The sequence below is a fragment of the Kineosporiaceae bacterium genome, assembly GCA_016713225.1.
Lineage (GTDB): Bacteria > Actinomycetota > Actinomycetes > Actinomycetales > Kineosporiaceae > JADJPO01.
The window spans coordinates 47,258-64,040 of sequence record JADJPO010000002.1 but is presented as its reverse complement, the minus strand read 5'-3'; the positions used below and the strand labels follow the sequence as shown (position 1 = coordinate 64,040).

Genomic DNA, 16,783 nt, shown 5'->3' with positions numbered 1-16,783 from the left:
TCGCGGTCAGCCCGCCCGGAGCGAACTGAGCAGGTGATACCCGCTCGGGTCGAGCGCACCCTCCAGCTCGATCTGCGAGAGCAGGGCGGTCGCGATCGCCTTGTGCTGACCGGTGTCGACACCCACCGCGGTCATCGCCACGTGGCAGGTGGCGAGCTCCTGGCGGGCCCGGGCGTCGCCGGGACGAACCGACTCCAGCCAGGTACGCAACCCGAGCTCCTCGCGCAGCAGCACCTCGGCCCGAGGCTCGCGCAGCGTCAGCAACAACGCGCCCAGATCGGCCAGCGCGGCGGCGACCAGGGCGACCAACCGGTGATCCACCGGGTCGGCCGAACAGGTCACCCGGGCGGTGGTGAGCCGCTCCTCGAGCAGGTTGCGGGCCTCCTCGTACGAGCCGATCTCACGCGCGGCGTTGCCTGCCCGGCGCAGGCTGTAGCACAACTCCGTCTGCAGGCTCACCTGGTCACCGTGACGACGTACCAGCTCACGCAACACGGCCGCCCGGCCGTGGTTGCCGTGGCACTCCAGAACCGTCCAGTGGTCACCGAGCTTGCGGGCGAGGTCGCCGAGCTCGTCCAGCGCGGTCAGCAGGTCGACCTGGTGGTTGGCCGTCGGCTCGACCGAGGCCACCCGTCGCGCCAGGTCGGCGAGGAACTCGCGGACCTGACGAGCACCGGCGAGATCGCCCGTCGCCTCGCGCAGCTCGGCGAGGAGTCGATGGGATTGGCGCAGCTCGGCCGCGGTCTGTGCCTCACGGCACAGCGCCTCGGCGGCGGAGCAGGCGCTCGGCAGATCGCCCAGGCTCCTGAGGTTGACGGCCCACTGGAGCAGGGCATGGAACATTTTGGGCGCGGCTGCACCATCGGCGTACACGTGCTCCTCCGGAAACCGAGTCAAGGGGGAAGGCCTCGGTCTTCAGAACGCCCGTGAACGACCCCGCTCATACAGCCGGGCGCGAGAAGATTGGGCCAAGGTAGCGTCTCCCGAGTGCTGCTGCACACGGTTGCACCCAAGGTGTTCAAGACACTACGCAGTGACAGTAAAGGTTCTGTTTTCGCCTGAGCAGGCGCCGATTTCACGATCATCGACGCGCCACAGTGACCACGCGACCACACCTGGTGCGCGCGACCTGGTGTAGTTGTCCCGACGTGATCGGTCACCGGCCGGACGACCCGCTCCGGCCCTCGGCGTGAGGAGAACGACCCACCATGCAGGTCCAGTTGCGACACAACCCCTCGTTCACGGTGGCCCGCTGCCACCTGGCTCCGGGCGAACCGATGCGGGTCGAGGGCGGTGCCATGCTCGCCCACTCGACCGGGGTGCAGCTCCAGTCCAAGGCCGAGGGCGGCATCCTCAAGGGCCTCAAGCGGGCGGCCCTGGGTGGGGAGTCATTCTTCGTCACCACTTACACCGCGCCGGCTCAGGGCGGCTGGGTGGACGTCGCCGGCGTCCTGCCCGGTGACGTCGTCGCGATCCCGATCAGCCCTGAGCGACCGTTCTTCCTCGGCCGCAGCAACTGGATCGCCAACTCGCACGGCGTCCAGGTCGACACCCAGTGGGGTGGCATGGCCAACCTGTTCGGCGGCGAGGGCGGCTTCGGTCTGCGCGCCACCGGTCAGGGCGAGGCCCTGGTGAGCGTGTACGGCGCGATCGACTTCTTCGACCTCGAGCCGGGGCAGAGCGTGACCATCGACACCGGGCACGTCGTCGCCTACGACCTGCACATCACCTTCCGGATGCGCCAGGCGGTCGAGGGCCGCATGTTCCAGTCGATGAAGACCGGCGAGGGCTTCGTCTTCGACTTCACCGGCCCGGGCAGGGTGCTGGTGCAGTCCCGCAACCCGGCAGCGTTCACCCAGTGGGTCGCCGCCTCGACGCCCAGCCAGAACCCCCAGGGCGGGATCGGTGGCCTCGGGATGTTCGGGGGTGACTGATCACTGCCGCGTGACGGTGGTGATCAACCCGATCAAGCGGCAGGCGCAGCGGGCCGTCGAGGTGATCCGCGACCAGATCGCGGCCCTCGGCTGGCCCGCCCCCCACGTGCTGACCACGACCGTGGCCGAACCCGGTGGACCGCAGGCCCGCACGGCCTTGCGCGACGGCGCCGACCGTGTGGTGGTCGGTGGTGGCGACGGAACCGTGCGGGAGGTGGCCCGTGAACTGGCCGGCACCGGCGTGGGCCTGGGGATCGTGCCGCTCGGCACCGGCAACCTGTTCGCGCACAACCTGGGCCTGGGTGGCCACCGGCTCGATCGCGTGGTGGCCACTGCCCTGACCGGCCCGACCACGGCGCTGGACGCCGGCTGGGCCGGCTTCGACGGCGAGCGTCACCTGTTCCTGGTGCTGGCCGGCATCGGGCACGACGCGGCCACGGCGCGAGAGACCCGGGAATGGCTGAAGCACCACGCGGGATGGCTGGCCTACGCCGAGTCCGGCGTCCGGCACGCCCTGCGTCGGCCGATCCCGATGACCGTGAGCCTGGACGACGCGCCGCCGCGCGCCGTCCAGGCCTGGGCGGTGCTCGCCGGCAACTGCAGCCGGGTACGCGGCGGGATCGTGGTGTTCCCCGAGGCCCGACTGGACGACGGACTGCTGGACGTCATGGAGGTGACGGTGCGGTATCCCTGGCAGTGGCTGCCGATCGCCGTGAAGGGGCTGACCGGCCTGCGCCGCGACGTCCCCGCCCTGCGCTATACCGCCGCCCGACGCGTGACCATCGCCTCGGCCACCCCGGTGACGGTGCAGTTGGACGGCGACACGTTCCCCGACGTGAGCGAACTGCACCTCGAGGTGGCGCCCGGGGCGCTGGCCGTGGCCGTCGATCGCTGATCAACCCGGCGGCTGATCAACCTGGTCAGGCCATGCCGTAGACCCGATCGATCGGCAGCGTCAGCACCAACCGGCGTTCGACGACCATGGCCTCGCGGAACTCCTGCCAGTCGGAGTGCTCCCCCGCCACCGCACGGTAGATCTCGACCAGTTGATCGACCACTGCGTCACCCGGGGCCTGTGCCACCGGCGAGAGCTCGGCGATCGCCTCGGCGACGACGTAGGACCACCCGTCGGACGACGACACGTGCAACCCCGCCCGGGGGTCCCGGCGCAGGTTGGCGGTCTTGGCCCGGCCGCTGGTGATCGACACCGTGATCCGGCGCTGGTCGGGCTCGAACCGGTAGACCACGGTGGACAGCTGCGGGCGACCGTCCCGCTTGATCGTGGCCAGGACGCCGAGCCGCCCCGCCGCGAGCAGCGCCCAGAGTGCCGCTCCGGGGTCCGGCGCCGTCTCACCCATGCTCACTCATGCCGCTTCCTCTCAGGTGCCGGCGCAACCTCGGTGATCAGGCAATCGTGCACATCGTGGCCGGCCAGGTGCGAGATCACAGTAGGGGCTGTGATCTCATCGGCGAGCCGGCCTCGGCGTCGGGACCTCGGGTGAGCCAGGTGCGCCAGGTGCGCCAGGTGCCACGAGTGAATGCCCCCTGCCCCCCTCCCTGCCCCTCCTGCTCACCGCGAGATGCAGGCATGGCACGGGGCGATGTCACGAGTCGGTTCTCCCTCGATACGCGATGATTCACCCTCTTGTCATCGTACATATGTTCGATTAGACTGGTCTCATGTCCGTGATGCTGGCCTGCTTCGCCGAGTCGGGTGACCCCGACGAGGTCGCTGCGCTGCGCGCGGAGTGCGCCCTGTTGCGGGCGCGCGACGGTGAACTGCGGACGGCGTGTGGTCGCCTGGAGCGGCGTGTGAACCGGTTGAGTGAGGAACAGGACTGGGCCACCCGACGGATCGCCCGCCTCACCGAGCGGTGTACCCACCTGGCCGAGCTGGTGCCCGTGGCCGCCCTGACCACACCGCCCACCGGGAACGCACCGGAAGCCCAGACCGCATCGAACGACGTAAGCGCCGCCCCTGACGGGTTGGTGGCGGCCCTGGCCGGTGTGGGTGGTGCCCGGTTGGCGGCGGCGGTGCAGACCGCGGTCGGTGACCTGGCCGCCCTGTCGGTGCCCGACCCCGACGCGGGCGTGGAGTTGGGGTGCCTGGCGGATCTACCCGACCGGGCCGTCGCCGACCTGGCCGCCGCCGGATGCCGCCTGGCGACCTGGGCCAAACTCGCCGCCACCATCGCCGCCGAAGAACTGGTCACCCGGTGGGAGAACGGCGCCGCCGACGATGCGGACAGCCCGGTCAACGCCCAACCCGTCTTCCCCGACCACGACCTGGGCTACCGCGCCGCGATCGCCGAAACCGCCACCACCTGCGTGATCGCCGAGTCCACCCTGGCCGCCCGGGTGGACACCCTGCGCGAACTGCCCACCCGCCTACCCGGCCTGTGGCACCTACTTGCCACCGGGGAGGTCGACATCGACACCGCCCGCCTGGTCCAGGCCAAGACCCGCCACCTACCCGCCGAGGTACTGACCCGGCTGGGACCGCAGATCCTGGTCAAGGTGGTCGCCCTGACCTACGGTCAGCTCGCGGCGTGGCTGGACCGGGTGGTCGCGAAGGCTGATCCGCGGGACCTGGCCGAACAGATCGCCGACAACGTCGAACATCGCCGGGTCGCCTTCCGTACCGCCGGGCCAGGGACTGGGCGGATGACGTTGACCGCCTCGGTCGCCGACATCGAAGCCATCCAGATGGCCCTGCTCGCCCACGCCTCCGCCGGCGATGACCCCGACCAGCCCCGACCCGCGGCCGCAGTCCGCGCCGACATCATCACCGACCTCATCACCGGCACCCACCCCAGCGCCGGGACCGGGAGCGCATCCACCGATCCCGCGACCGAGCCAGAACCAGAGACCGAATACCCCTCCAGCGCAGCAGCCGACCATGAGGCCGAGGCCCAGCCCGAGCCCCAGGCGGAGGCAGGGGTCCAGCCCGACGCAAACGCCGAATCGGCGGCAGACGCCGCCTCCGCGCCCGACGCCGAGCCGGAGGCCGAGTTCGACACCGAGGCCAACGACGACGCCCCCGACACCCACGCCCGCACCGGCACCGGCACCCCAACCGCCGCAGCCAGCCCAACAGGCTGCCGACCACCCCAACCCTTCACGCCCGACTCGCTCGCATCCCTGCCCGGACCCCGCGTCCACATCACCGTGCCCCTGTCCGCCGTCCTCGGCGCCGACGGCATCGGCGAAGCCAACGACTACGGACCACTCACCGCCGACGCCATCCGCGAACTGCTCGCCGGACTCCACCGCATGGGGGCGACCGCCATCTGGCGGTGCCTCGTCACCGACGACACCCCCGGTTCACCCACCCACGGCACGGTATTGGGTATCGGCAAGGCACCCCACGCCCTGGTCCGCACCGCCACCGGGCTCTTGCGCGAACTGGTCCAAGCCCGGGAGCAGTGCTGCACGTTCCCCGGCTGCCGACGCCGCGCCATCACCTGCGAAGTCGACCACCGCACCCCACACGCCGAGGGCGGCCCGACGTGCGAGTGCAACCTGCACCCCCTGTGCAAGCACCACCACCGGCTCCGCGACCGAGGCTTCACGCCCACCCTGGTCGACCCCGGCACCGGACTGCCCATCACCCAATGGGTCACCCCCACCGGCAGAGTCATCCGGACCGAGAGCGAACACCCACCCTTCTGAGCGAGATCGCCTTACAGCCACCCTCCGGCGATCAGCTGTGGGAACTGCAATACCAGCCACGGACTGAGGGTCACGTCGCCGGCCTCCACCCGGGCAGCGACAGCGGCCACGTCGGTCCACTGCCAATCCGCCACCTCATCGGGATCGGGCCGGAGCGCATCGCCGGTGGTGGCGACGAAGACCGGGCAGATCTCGTTCTCCTGCACGCCATTCGCCATGGTCGCCGTGTACCTGAAGTCGGGCAGCGCCAGCCGCAGTCCCACCGGTTCGATCCCGAGCTCACCCCGGACCCGACGACGTGCGGCGTCCTCGAAACTCTCCCCCGGCGCCGGGTGACCACAGCACGCGTTGGTCCACACCCCTGGCCAGGTCCGCTTGGTCAACGCTCGCCGAGTGAGCAGCACCCCGCCGGCGTCGTCCAGCAGCCAGCACGAGAAGGCCAGGTGCAGCGGCGTGGCCGTGGTGTGCACCTGCGACTTCAAACAGGTGCCGATGCTGCGACCGGCGTCGTCGGCGAGGACCACGTACTCAGCCTCGGTGTCCACCCGGTCGTACGTGTCCGCCGAGCCCTCGCGATTCATGCGCAGACCCTAAGCCAGTGCATCCGGTAGCGGCATCTCGAGTGATGGATCAGCGACTGCACGTCACCGTGGAACCGCCGCCAACCGGCACTTCATGGTGCACCTGATCACCTTCGCGGTGCTGGGTCTGATCGTGGTGGTCGCCACCCGGGGTATCAGCTGTCGAGGCACCGGACTCTTGTCTGCAACCCGCCCGAGGCCTTCGTCGGATCCCCGTCCACCGCAGGGGTCGAGATCGAAGGCCGCTGCCGAGGAGGTGGCGGCGATGCAACGCTCGAACCTGTGTCGAGAGAGCGCCGTGGTGGCGCTCCTCCTCTCGCTGGCCGGGTGCGGGGCCGACCCGATCCAGGTCGAGCCGGCAGCTCTCGCCTCGGACAACGTGGCCGCCTCCACCGACCCCCAGGGCAGCGGCCAGGTCGGCCTCGATGGTCGGGCTTCATCGGATCCCGGATCCGATTCCGGCAGTGGGGTTTCCGGAGACGGAGCGGTCGGCCAGGGGGGTGCGGGCGGTCAGGACGGCGCATCCGCCGGCGCCGACCCCGGTGGCGCGGCCGAGCCACCACCCGAAGGCAGCGGGCCGGAGGCACCACAACCCACCCGTGCGGGCGAGCCGGTGCTGTCCCTGCCGTCGTTGCCGATGGGTGGCGACTCGGCGGACGGCTCGGACGGGCCACAGCAGTGCGTCCAGGTCTCGTGGCTGAGTTCGAGGGTGCCCCCGCCTGGGCTGCGCGTGAGGATCACCGGGCACGCCTTCTCGCCCGATGGCCCCTTCAGCGTGGGAGGGTCCGCTTGTGCGGGTCGGTCTCCGTTGTGCCTGAGCGGTTTCGCCTTCACCGCCAACGAGATCGACAACGGTCGCAGGAGTTGCTACATCCCGGTGCAGGCCAGCGGCAGCGGCGACCCCGGCAGCTCGGTGACCTTGATCCTGTCCGGTGAGATGCCCTGCCCGCCGAGCCAACTCGCCGCCTGCCGGACGTTCGAGCTGGAGGTGGGCAACAGCTCTTCCCAGGTCTCGCTGAGCGTGCCCTACCCGCCGGAGACGACTGCGCCGGAACCGACTGGGCCGGAACCGACTGCGGTGAAGCCGACCGCGTCGACGTCCGCGGCGGCATCGAGCAGTGCGGCGGACAAGCCCTCGCCCCCCGCCGCGAGCAGTCCCTTGTCCGCCGACGAGTCCTCCGCCGGCGAGTCCTCAGCGGGCGGGTCCTCGGACAAGTCCCCGGCCGACAAGTCCCCGGCCGGCGACGCGTCGTCCGACAGCTCACCCGCCTCGTCGGCCGCAAGCTGACCGCGCACCGATGAGCGACACGGCAGCCGAGACGGGCCGGGTGCACCAGCTGATCACCACGGCCACGGCCCTGATCGCCCCGACCACACTGTTCACCGCGCTGCTGTTCTACTTCGGATACGCCTTCACCAAGGCGCAGTACGCCTATTTCGGACTGGACGTCGCCACCATCGGGCTCAGTACCCAGGACTACGTGATGCGCAGTCCCACCCCGTTGGTGCTGCCGGCCCTGATCCTGGCGTTGCTCGCAGCGGCGGTGATGGCGGGGCAGGCCGCGGCCCTGCGCCGGATCGACGCCGATCCGGTCGGTGCCGCGGCCGGCCGGTGGCACACCCTGTCGCGGGTGGTCCTGCTCGGCGGGGTGGCCGCGATGAGCCTGGGCACGGTGCTGCTGGCGGTGTTCGCCCTCGGCGCCCTACGGGACTGGGCGCTGCTCCCGCTGGTCACCGCAGCGCTGTACGCCGCAGGAGCCACCGCCTCCCTGGCCGGCCTGCGGTTCGAGACCCGGCTGGGCCGGCGTCCGCCGTCGGGGCCCACCACGGTGCTGCCGCTGTACGTCGTCCTGATCGGCGGAGTGTTCTGGGCGGCGGCCACCTTGGCGCCGTCCATCGGGCGAGGCGAGGCCCGGACGACGGCCCGTCACCTCGATCAGCTGCCTGCCGTCATCGTCGACACCCGCGAGAAGCTGTACCTGCGTTCGCCGGGGATCCTCGAGAGCCGGCTCGACTCGGCGACGCCGACCAAGACAACCGCGGCCACCGCAACCAACGCTGCCTCCACCGCCAAGGATCAGACGTTCCACTACCGCTACCGCAGGCTGCGGCTGCTGATCCAGGGCGACAACCTGATGTTCCTGGTGCCGGATACCTGGAGCGCCAGCAACTCCACCCTGGTGTTGCCGATCGACGACGGCTCGGTTCGAGTGCAGTTCCAGTTCCAGAACGACCCACCCTGACCGAGAGCCGCGCCGGGCCTCGATCACAGCCAGATGTTGTCGTGCGCGGCATAGAAGGCCGCCCGTTCGTCGTCCGTCATGGTCAGGCCCTCGCCGACCTGTGCCAGCGTCTCGAAGTAGCCCTCGCGTGGGGCGCCGGGGGCGAACAGGATGAGCATCGAGGCCGGCTCGTCCGACTCGTGGCGAAAACCGTGGACGCCGCCGGCGGGCACGAACAGGAAGTCGCCGGCACCGGCATCGATCCAGTTGGCGCCGTCGAACAGCCGCACCGTTCCGTCGAGCACGAAGAACGACTCCGACATGGTGCGGTGGAAGTGCGGGTCCGGGCCGCTCACCCCGGTGCCGAACGTCCATCGGTACAGGCCGAACTGGTTGTCGGTCAGCACGTTCGTCGCGAGGTAGCCGACCGTGCCGCCGTGGCGATAGGTCAATTCCGGCGGCGTATCGGCTCGACGCAGCACGGCCGAGACCTCACCGGTCTCGCCGTGATAGGTGGCGGGCGGATAGGACGTGTAGCGCGGGTCGAGGGTGCTCATGTCGCCTCCGGGAGGGTGGCCGGCTCATTGCCCGGGCACCGTCTCACGTCGTCCGCGCACGCGCCCATCGGCGTATCAACCGGCCTTGGCACGCCCTCTGTGTCATCACACGTCCGGCACCGGCAGAGCGAGGCCACGACATGCAGCGAGCAGCCTTCTTCGACATCGGCGACACCCTGGGGTCCGTCCGGATCGCCGGCGACGGGATCGAGATCGACGCCTTCCCCGGGGTGGTGCCGGCGTTGCGCGCCCTGCACGACGACGGGGTTCGCCTGGGCATCCTGTCGCATCGCGGCTCGATCCCGGCGGCGTCGGTGCGCTCGGCCTTGGACCTGATCGGGGTGCTCGCGCTGCTCGATCCCGACCTGATCGTGTTCGGGCGCAAGGATTCCGCGACCATCTTCGGTCAGGCAGCCGACCTCGTCGCCGCGCCGCGCACGGTGACCTTCGTCGGGGAGAACGCCGCCGAGCGCGCGTTCGCCCGCGAGGCCGGGTTGGGCACCTGCACCTCGCCGCTGCTGACACCACACCTGCTCCTCGGGCAGGGCACTGCGCCGCGCTATGTCCGCATCACCGTGCCGGCCTCGATGTCACCGGGGCCGCAGCCGGACTCCTGGCGGACGGTCCTGCGCGAGCTGCTCACCGTGCCACTGCTCGACGGCCCGGTCGCCGATCCCCCCATCGTGTACGCGATCACGGACGACGCCGGGGCCGCCCAGTTGGACGGGCACGGGTTCTGGGTCGATCGGCTCGGTGCCGCCGGCGAGCCCGACGCGAGCGAGCTGGTGCTGCTCTCGTCGGCGCCGGCCGGTGACGCCCCGCACGAGGTGCCGGCAGGGCGCGTCCTGGCCTCGACGGCCGAGGGCCGTTACGTCGCCGTCCCGTTCGACTGATCAGCGCCCCGACGAGGAGGGGGACCACTACTCCGAGGCGAGCAGTCGCAGGGTGCGCAGCCGCATCCCGGCGTACACCGTGCTCGCCACCGTGAGCACCACCAGCGCGATCAGGCCCGCCGTGGTGCCGACGGCGGCGTCCACGCCCAATCGCTCTGCCTCACCGGTACCCAGGACCCACTGGGCCAGCGCCAGCGACCACTGACGCACCGAGAGCGCCTGCGCGCCGGGGATCAGGTTGGCGATCGTGGTCTCCCAGACCACGGCGTAGAGCAGCCCGACGATCACCGCGTGGCGGGTGAGGATGGCGAGCATCAGGAACAGCGCGCAGTAGCAGAGCACCGCCACCGTGGCCCCCAGCGCGAGCGGTGGTCCCAGACGGGCCGGGTGTTCGGCGAGTGCCACGGCTGCCACCACCACCGGGACGGCGCCCAGCACCAGGGCACTGACCACGGCCACGGCCAGCTTGGAGCCCACGATGGTGAACCGGCTGATGGGCTTGGACAGCAGGTAGATGATCGCGCCGTCATCGATCTCCGGCCCGATCGAGCCGGTGCCGGCGAGCAGGGCGATCAGCGGCACCAGGGTGCTCAGACCCAGACCCGAGGCGATCGTCCAGGCCAGCCCGTCGTCCGTGCCGGTGAGCACGCGCACCAGGACCGCCAGCACCACGAGCACCGCCGACAGACTGAGCAGCAGCCAGAACCGCTTGTGACCCAACAAGGTTCGGGCCGTGAGCCGCATGACGGTGGGATTCATCGCTGCCTCACGACCGGGTGACGAGGTAGGCGAACACGCTCTCGAGGGACTCGTCGGTCGGTGACACCTCGAGCAACCGCACCCCCGTCTGCTGCGCCAGCCAGGGCAGCGCCTTGACGAACCGGGCGACGTCCACGGCCTCCACGTGCAGCGCTGCCGAGTGATCACCCGCCACGCCGTCGGGTCGCTGTGCCCCGACGAGCTGGACCGCCGAGGTGGAGACGTCGGCCACCAACGCCGAGGCCAGCCGGCGGTTGTCGCTGGAACGGATCGTGTACTGGTGGGGCTTCTCGGTCATCAACCGGCGGATCTCGCGGAAGTCACCTGACGCCGCGTGCCGCCCGGCGACCATCACCTGGATGCTGCCGGCGAGTTGCTCGACCTCTTCGAGGATGTGCGAGGAGAACAGCACGCTGCGCCCGCCGGCAGCCATGCGCTGCAACAGGTCCATCAGGTGCATCCGTTGGCGCGGGTCCATACCGTTGAACGGCTCGTCGAGCAGCAGCACCGCCGGGTCGTGCACCAGGGCGGTGGCCACCTTGATGCGCTGCTTCATACCCTTGGAGTAGGTCGCGATGCCGCGATCCTGCGCCGCCGTCATGTCGACGGTCTCGATCGCGTGCCGGGCAGCGCGTTCGGGGTCGCGCAGCTTGTGCAGTTTCGCGTTGGCCAGCACCAGGTCCCACCCCGAGACCACCTCGTACATGCCCTCGCGCTCGGGCACCAATCCGATCCGGGAGTAGATGGCCTGATTGCGCCAGGTCGGCTCGCCGTCGATGGTCACCGTGCCGGACGAGGGCGGCAGGAAGCCGGCCATCATCGAGATCAGCGTCGACTTGCCGGCACCGTTCGGCCCGAGCAGCCCCGTGATGCCGGGGCCGATCTGCATGGTGACGTCGTTGACCGCCACCACGTTGCCGTACCAACGCGAGACCCGGTCGATGACGATGGTGCTCACGTGACCGACACCTTTCGATACCGCAACGCCAGGAAGGCGATCGAGCCGGCGATGACCACCAGCACCGCGGCGATCCAGGCCAGGCCTGCCGTCCCTTCGGGCACCGTGCCCGAACCCGAGTCGATGTCGAAGGCCCAGGCGACCAGCCCGTCGACGGTCGCCCCCGGCGAGATCAGCTGCGACCAGGGGGCCAGGTCACTGCGGTCCTGCTCCATCAGGATCCCCTGCACCGCACCGTGCATCGCCCAGGCGATGATCAGGACGGCGACCACCGCCGCCACCCCGAGGCCGCGCCGAGGCGTCACCGAGGCGATGGCCAGCGCGATACCGGCGAGCATCGGGGCCAGCAGGACGACGACCAGCAGCGACTGCGCGAATCCCACCAGCACGTCCCGGGCGGGCACGTCGGACAACAGCAGCCCGCCGGTCAACAGCAGCAGCGGCAGCATCATCACGATGACCAGCGCCGTGCTGAGGGCGGCGAACTTGGCCGCCACGTAGTCGTTGCGACTCAACGGCCGCGAGAAGTACAGCGTCGTCACCCGAAACCGCAGATCTCGGCTGACGCTGGCCGGCGCCTGGCCGCCGGCATAGAGGATCAGCAGGGGGTAGACGAACGTCGGGTAGATGGAGATCGGGAACGGCAGCTCGTCGTCCCCGCTGACGTTGACCACGATCGCGACCACGATCGCCGGCAGGCAACTGACCGCCAGCAACAACATGGGCGCGATCTTGCTCTTGGTCGAGCGCCCCAGCCCGAAGGCCCCTCGCAGGCTGTCGAGGTACAACGACCGGACGACGGCACCGCGACCGAGCCGCGGCCCGCGATAGTGGCGGTAGCCGATGTCGTGGATGACACCGGCCTCAGGGGATGCGGACACCGCCGGCCTCCTCTCCGGTGCTCCGAGCCGCCGCGGCACGGGGATCGGCACGGGGATCGACCTGATCGAACACCTCGACCATGCGGTGGCGACGACGTTCCATGCGCACCAGGCCCAACCCCAGCTGCGCCGCGGCGTCCCGAATGATGTCGTAGGTCTGTTCACCGGCCAGGGCGACCTCGAGCATCCGGCCCGCGGGCCGCACCGCGACGCCGGCCTGGTGCAGCGCACCGCCCAGCGCCTCGGGCCGTTCGTCCACCTCGACCAGCAGCACGCCGCTGGCGGCGGTCACATCGGCCGTCGAGGACGAACGCAGCAGCTGACCGCCCTCGATCACCACGACGTGGTCGCAGATGCGTTCGAGTTCACCCAGCAGGTGGCTGGTCACCAGCACCGAGATGCCGAAGTCGGCATGCACGCGGCGGATCAGGCCGAGCATGTCGTCCCGACCGGCCGGGTCGAGTCCGTTGGTCGGCTCGTCCAGCAGCACCAGCGCGGGGTCGTGTACCAGGGCCTGGGCCAGCTTGACCCGCTGCTTCATGCCGGTCGAGTAGCCCCCGATGGCGCGGTACCGCTCCTCGTACAGTCCGACGTGACGCAGCACGTCGGCGGTGCGTTCGCGGGCTGCGGTCATCGGCAGCCCGGACATGCGCCCCATGTGGACGACGAACTCGGTCGCCGAGGTGTCGGCGGGCAGGCAGTCGTGTTCGGGCATGTAGCCGACCCGGGCCCGGATCGCCTCGCTGTCGGTGGCGACATCCAGGCCGAGCACCTGGGCCCGACCCTCGGTGGCCGGCAGCAGACCGAGCAGAATCTTGATCATCGTCGACTTGCCGGCGCCGTTGGCCCCGACCAGCCCGACCACACCGGGCTCGACGGACACCGTCAACCGGTCCAGCGCCGTGGTCGGGCCGAACCGCATCGTCAGGGCATCCGTGGAGATCAACGGCACGCCGCCACCCTACGGTGCACGGTGCAGGTTCGCGTGACGGCACGGCCCGGCAGATCCCGTCAGCGGGCGAGCGTCGTCCCTGTCGTCAGGCTGGGCGACCGCGCACCCAGGAAGAAGATCCCCGGCAGGCCGGTGGTCTCGAAGCCCTTGCTCACGTTGCGGCGCAGCGTCGAGGCCGCCAGCGTCGCCGTCCCGGTGCGGTCGTTGCTCACGAAGAACACGGCACCACCGCCCTCGGGGGCGGTGTTGTCCTCGATCAGGCATCCCCGCAGGTCGAGCCGAATGGTGTTGCCGTCCATGTAGATCGCACCACCACTACCCCCGCCGGGGGTTCCCGACCTGGCCGGGTTCGCGCCGCGCCCGGTGACCACGTTGCCGCGGAAGATGCTGTTCACCACGGTCCACGAGGTCCCGATGCTGCTCAGGGCACCTCCGTTCGAGCACCGACCGCCGGTGAACGAACTGCCCACGATGAGAACGGCGTAGCTGCGGCTCTCGTGCAACACCCGGATCGCCGCACCCCCGACATCGGGGCCGCTGGTGTCGCACCGGTTGCCGGTGAATCGAGAGTTGATCACGGTCAGCTTGCCGCCACGCACGAAGATCGCTCCGCCGCCTCCGCCCTCCGCGGTCTGGCCGGTGGAGTTGCCGTCGGCCAGCGTGAGGTTCTGCACCACCAGGGACGGCGTGAGCTGATCCTGGCAGTGGGTGGTGGTCCAGCCCTGGGCGCCGTCACAGGTGTTCTGGTACAGGATCCGATGTGCCCCGCCGCCGGACAGCGTGACCCGGCCGCCGCCGTCCACCACGGTGCGCGCGTTGGTGTTGCGAACCTTGGCCGTCGCGGTCATCCGGATGGTCACCGGGGCCGGCCCGCAGTCGAAGGTGATGATGCCGCCCGCGGCCACCGCCTTGACCACAGCCGCCGAGGTGCAGCTCGCCGCCGTCCCGGTACCGACCACCCGGGTCGGGTGGCGGGTGTCGACCGGGCGCCCCTCGGCGGGTACCGCGACCCTTCCGGTGCCGGCCGGGCGCACCGCGACGGACGTCGTGGCGCGAGACGGCGTCCGGGTGGGGGAGGCGACGCGGACGGATCGGATGGGGCTCGGCGTGGCACGGGTGGAGGCAGGTCGGGTGGGGGAACCCGCTGCATCGCCCGGCGGGGGGAGTGCCGACGATGCAGCGGGCTCGGCGTGAGAGGTCGCCGTGGGGCGGGGCGAGGAGGCCACCGCGGTGACCGTTCCCGGTGCGACGACCGAACATCCGGACGTCGCGAGGACGGCGCTGGTCACGGCCAGGACCGATGCCCAGCCGGACCACAGGCGCCACGCCCGGGAACCGTCAGCCACCCCGCGATGCGATTCCTCCCACACCCGCCGCACGGTAGGCCGCGGAGGATCAGGGGAACATCATCACGAGGTCATGACCAGCTCTCGGTGCCCGCGTCATGTCGACGGGCACGATTCAGACCCGGCGATCGGCGGCGGAGCGATCGATCCCCAGGGTCGCGAGCAGGTCCTCGTGCAACTCGAACCAGACCACGTGGCACGAGTCGATGCCGACCCCGTCGACGTACTGGCGGCGGCCGTGGTCGACCTGCTGCAGGGCGTCGTCCAACCGCGCGCCATAGCCGTCGAATCGGGCCAGGGCCTCGGCGAGCCGGACGGCGATCGGCTCCACTCGCCGCCGCAGGCTCGCCAAGGAGTCGAGCACCCGCTCGTCCCACCGCCAGTCGCCGTGGTCGTTCTCGGCCATCGCATCCCACGACGTGGGCCGGATCTGCCAGTTCGTCATGGCCTTCAGGAAGGCCGCGTTGAGCGCCGCGAAATCCCGGTGAGCTGCCTCGATCTCGCCGCGCTGCCCGCAGGCGTCGAGCTCGGCCGCCAGCCGCCGCTCGTTCTCGACCCGACCGCTGATGGTCAGTCCCCATCCCACCTGATCCTGAAAGCCCACCCGCTGCACCCAGCCGCACGCCTCGTCGTCCAGCATCAGCTCCTCGACCAGGTCGGCGTCCAGGTCGAAGCGGCGGCCGATACCGGCCACATCACTCATACCCATGATCCGGACGGCGTGCAGCGCCAACAGCTCGGGAGGGGACTGAACGGCCACTCGCTCAGTGTGCCGGACCCCGGGTGCTAGCGTCGGCAGTGCCCCGAACCCTCGGGGCGCCATGGACGCAGCGAAGTCCGGTGCATTCCGGCGCTGTCCCGCAACTGTGAGGCCGTCACCCCCGGTGATGGACGAGCCAGGTCGCCTGCCCCATGGCCACGAAGTCCTCGGACGAAGGGCCTGTTGTGAACACTGCGCGTCGTCGCGTCGAGTCGCTCGTCCTGGTCAACACCGGGCACGGCAAGGGCAAGTCCACCGCCGCCTTCGGCACCGCCCTACGGGCGATCAGCCGCGGCTGGCCGGTCACCGTCATCCAGTTCATGAAATCCGGGCGGTGGCGGGTCGGCGAGGAGCAGGCCGGCCTGCAGCTCGGCATGACCTGGTGGACCATCGGCGATGGATTCACCTGGGAGAGTGACGATCTCGACCGCTCCGCGGCCATCGCCGGCAAGGCATGGGAGGCCTCCCGTGCGGCACTGAGCTCGGGCGAGGTGGGCCTGCTGGTGCTCGACGAGATCACCTATGCGATGAACTACGGCTGGATCGACGCCGACGAGGTGGTGCGCTGCATTGCCGAGCGCACGCCGTCCACGTATGTGATCTGCACCGGCCGGGACGCGCCCCAGGCCCTGATCGACATCGCCGACACCGTGACCGAGATGACGAAGGTCAAACACGCCTACGACACCGGGGTTCCGGCCCGGCGCGGCTTCGACTACTGAGAAGCGGTCGGCTCACCGCGCGCAGCCATCCGCGACTCGACGAGTCGGCCGATCCATCGAGAACCCCCGAGCACCACGGGCAGCAACACGAAGATGAGCCCGATCTCCGCCGGGTCCACCGGGTGACTCAGACCGGCCTCGCCCAGTCTGTGCCAGGCCCAGAGGGAGAACGGCGCCACCAGGATGACGGCCGTGACCACGCCGGGGGTGTAGCCACGAGCCACGGCGCTCATCGCCAGGTGCGTCACCGCATGCCATCCGAAACCGAGCAGCATGAGCTGGAAGTAGTCCGAGCGCCCTGCTGTCGCGGCTCCCCGCGCCGCCGCGACGGCCATGGCGATCCCGATGATGCCGATGGCCACGCCCGATTCGATCCGACCTGGGGCGATCAGGCTCCACAGTCGGCCCGGCACCCGCGGATGGCGGGCACGCAGCCTCGGCAGTCGAGCCGACCACCACGGCACGGCCAGGAACTCCTCCGCATCATGGATCACCCAGGCGACGAGCAACCCCCAGGTCACAGCAGGTGTCATGATCATCCCCCGA

At 70.5% G+C, this 16,783-nt stretch carries 18 protein-coding genes and 1 riboswitch; of the genes, 7 read left to right on the top strand and 11 right to left on the bottom strand.

Annotation, left to right across the window (positions count from 1 at the left end; all coding sequences use genetic code 11):
- Positions 1–6: 6 nt before the first annotated feature.
- Entirely contained in the window at positions 7–897 is an 891-nt protein-coding gene (locus IPK24_06405; protein MBK8075194.1) for a hypothetical protein, read from the bottom strand.
- 311 nt (positions 898–1,208) lie between these two features.
- Here IPK24_06405 and IPK24_06400 point away from each other — a divergent pair, with 311 nt between their 5' ends.
- Entirely contained in the window at positions 1,209–1,934 is a 726-nt protein-coding gene (locus IPK24_06400; GenBank protein ID MBK8075193.1) for a TIGR00266 family protein, read from the top strand.
- Positions 1,935–1,944: 10 nt separating this feature from the next.
- Positions 1,945–2,829, top strand: coding sequence for a diacylglycerol kinase family lipid kinase (locus IPK24_06395; protein ID MBK8075192.1), 885 nt, complete (start codon positions 1,945–1,947; stop codon positions 2,827–2,829).
- A gap of 25 nt (positions 2,830–2,854) precedes the next feature.
- Here the strand turns inward: IPK24_06395 and IPK24_06390 are convergent, their stop codons facing one another.
- The gene (locus IPK24_06390) at positions 2,855–3,292 is read right to left on the bottom strand and encodes a PPOX class F420-dependent oxidoreductase (protein MBK8075191.1); all 438 of its coding nucleotides are present in this window, start codon (positions 3,290–3,292) and stop codon (positions 2,855–2,857) included.
- A 322-nt stretch (positions 3,293–3,614) separates the two neighbouring features.
- On the opposite strand from IPK24_06390, the gene IPK24_06385 reads away from it, so the two are divergent.
- Positions 3,615–5,606, top strand: a complete 1,992-nt coding sequence (locus IPK24_06385; GenBank protein ID MBK8075190.1) for a hypothetical protein — start codon at positions 3,615–3,617, stop codon at positions 5,604–5,606.
- Between the two features lie 11 nt (positions 5,607–5,617).
- Here the strand turns inward: IPK24_06385 and idi are convergent, their stop codons facing one another.
- The gene (idi, locus tag IPK24_06380; GenBank protein MBK8075189.1) at positions 5,618–6,187 is read right to left on the bottom strand and encodes an isopentenyl-diphosphate Delta-isomerase; all 570 of its coding nucleotides are present in this window, start codon (positions 6,185–6,187) and stop codon (positions 5,618–5,620) included.
- 265 nt (positions 6,188–6,452) lie between these two features.
- On the opposite strand from idi, the gene IPK24_06375 reads away from it, so the two are divergent.
- Positions 6,453–7,475 carry a hypothetical protein gene (locus IPK24_06375; GenBank protein ID MBK8075188.1) on the top strand — a complete coding sequence of 341 codons (1,023 nt, stop codon included), beginning with the start codon at positions 6,453–6,455 and terminating at the stop codon, positions 7,473–7,475.
- 10 nt (positions 7,476–7,485) lie between these two features.
- Positions 7,486–8,430 (top strand): hypothetical protein, encoded by a 945-nt coding sequence (locus IPK24_06370; GenBank protein MBK8075187.1) that lies wholly within the window; start codon positions 7,486–7,488, stop codon positions 8,428–8,430.
- 23 nt (positions 8,431–8,453) lie between these two features.
- On the opposite strand, the gene IPK24_06365 is transcribed toward IPK24_06370, so the two are convergent.
- Positions 8,454–8,966, bottom strand: coding sequence for a cupin domain-containing protein (locus IPK24_06365; protein MBK8075186.1), 513 nt, complete (start codon positions 8,964–8,966; stop codon positions 8,454–8,456).
- Positions 8,967–9,106: 140 nt separating this feature from the next.
- Here IPK24_06365 and IPK24_06360 point away from each other — a divergent pair, with 140 nt between their 5' ends.
- Entirely contained in the window at positions 9,107–9,859 is a 753-nt protein-coding gene (locus IPK24_06360) for a hypothetical protein (GenBank protein ID MBK8075185.1), read from the top strand.
- A gap of 27 nt (positions 9,860–9,886) precedes the next feature.
- Here IPK24_06360 and IPK24_06355 read toward each other — a convergent pair whose 3' ends face one another.
- From IPK24_06355 to IPK24_06330, 6 genes are all read right to left on the bottom strand, one after another.
- Positions 9,887–10,618: an ABC transporter permease subunit gene (locus IPK24_06355; GenBank protein ID MBK8075184.1), complete on the bottom strand. Its 732-nt coding sequence runs from the start codon at positions 10,616–10,618 to the stop codon at positions 9,887–9,889.
- Positions 10,619–10,625: 7 nt separating this feature from the next.
- On the bottom strand, positions 10,626–11,576 hold the full coding sequence (locus IPK24_06350; protein ID MBK8075183.1) for an ABC transporter ATP-binding protein: 951 nt from the start codon (positions 11,574–11,576) through the stop codon (positions 10,626–10,628).
- Positions 11,573–12,457, bottom strand: a complete 885-nt coding sequence (locus IPK24_06345; GenBank protein ID MBK8075182.1) for an ABC transporter permease — start codon at positions 12,455–12,457, stop codon at positions 11,573–11,575. Before IPK24_06345 ends, IPK24_06350 begins: the two co-directional genes overlap by 4 nt.
- Positions 12,441–13,403, bottom strand: a complete 963-nt coding sequence (locus IPK24_06340) for an ABC transporter ATP-binding protein (GenBank protein MBK8075181.1) — start codon at positions 13,401–13,403, stop codon at positions 12,441–12,443. Before IPK24_06340 ends, IPK24_06345 begins: the two co-directional genes overlap by 17 nt.
- 65 nt (positions 13,404–13,468) lie before the next feature.
- Positions 13,469–14,635: a hypothetical protein gene (locus tag IPK24_06335; GenBank protein MBK8075180.1), complete on the bottom strand. Its 1,167-nt coding sequence runs from the start codon at positions 14,633–14,635 to the stop codon at positions 13,469–13,471.
- A gap of 235 nt (positions 14,636–14,870) precedes the next feature.
- Positions 14,871–15,515 carry a transcriptional regulator gene (locus IPK24_06330; GenBank protein MBK8075179.1) on the bottom strand — a complete coding sequence of 215 codons (645 nt, stop codon included), beginning with the start codon at positions 15,513–15,515 and terminating at the stop codon, positions 14,871–14,873.
- 37 nt (positions 15,516–15,552) lie between these two features.
- A riboswitch (cobalamin riboswitch) is annotated at positions 15,553–15,683 on the top strand.
- Between IPK24_06330 and cobO the strand changes: the two genes are divergently transcribed.
- Positions 15,668–16,237, top strand: coding sequence for a cob(I)yrinic acid a,c-diamide adenosyltransferase (gene cobO / locus IPK24_06325; GenBank protein ID MBK8075178.1), 570 nt, complete (start codon positions 15,668–15,670; stop codon positions 16,235–16,237). Its footprint overlaps the riboswitch before it by 16 nt.
- Here cobO and IPK24_06320 read toward each other — a convergent pair.
- Positions 16,231–16,776, bottom strand: a complete 546-nt coding sequence (locus IPK24_06320) for an HXXEE domain-containing protein (protein MBK8075177.1) — start codon at positions 16,774–16,776, stop codon at positions 16,231–16,233. The genes cobO and IPK24_06320 overlap by 7 nt on opposite strands.
- Positions 16,777–16,783: the final 7 nt, after the last annotated feature.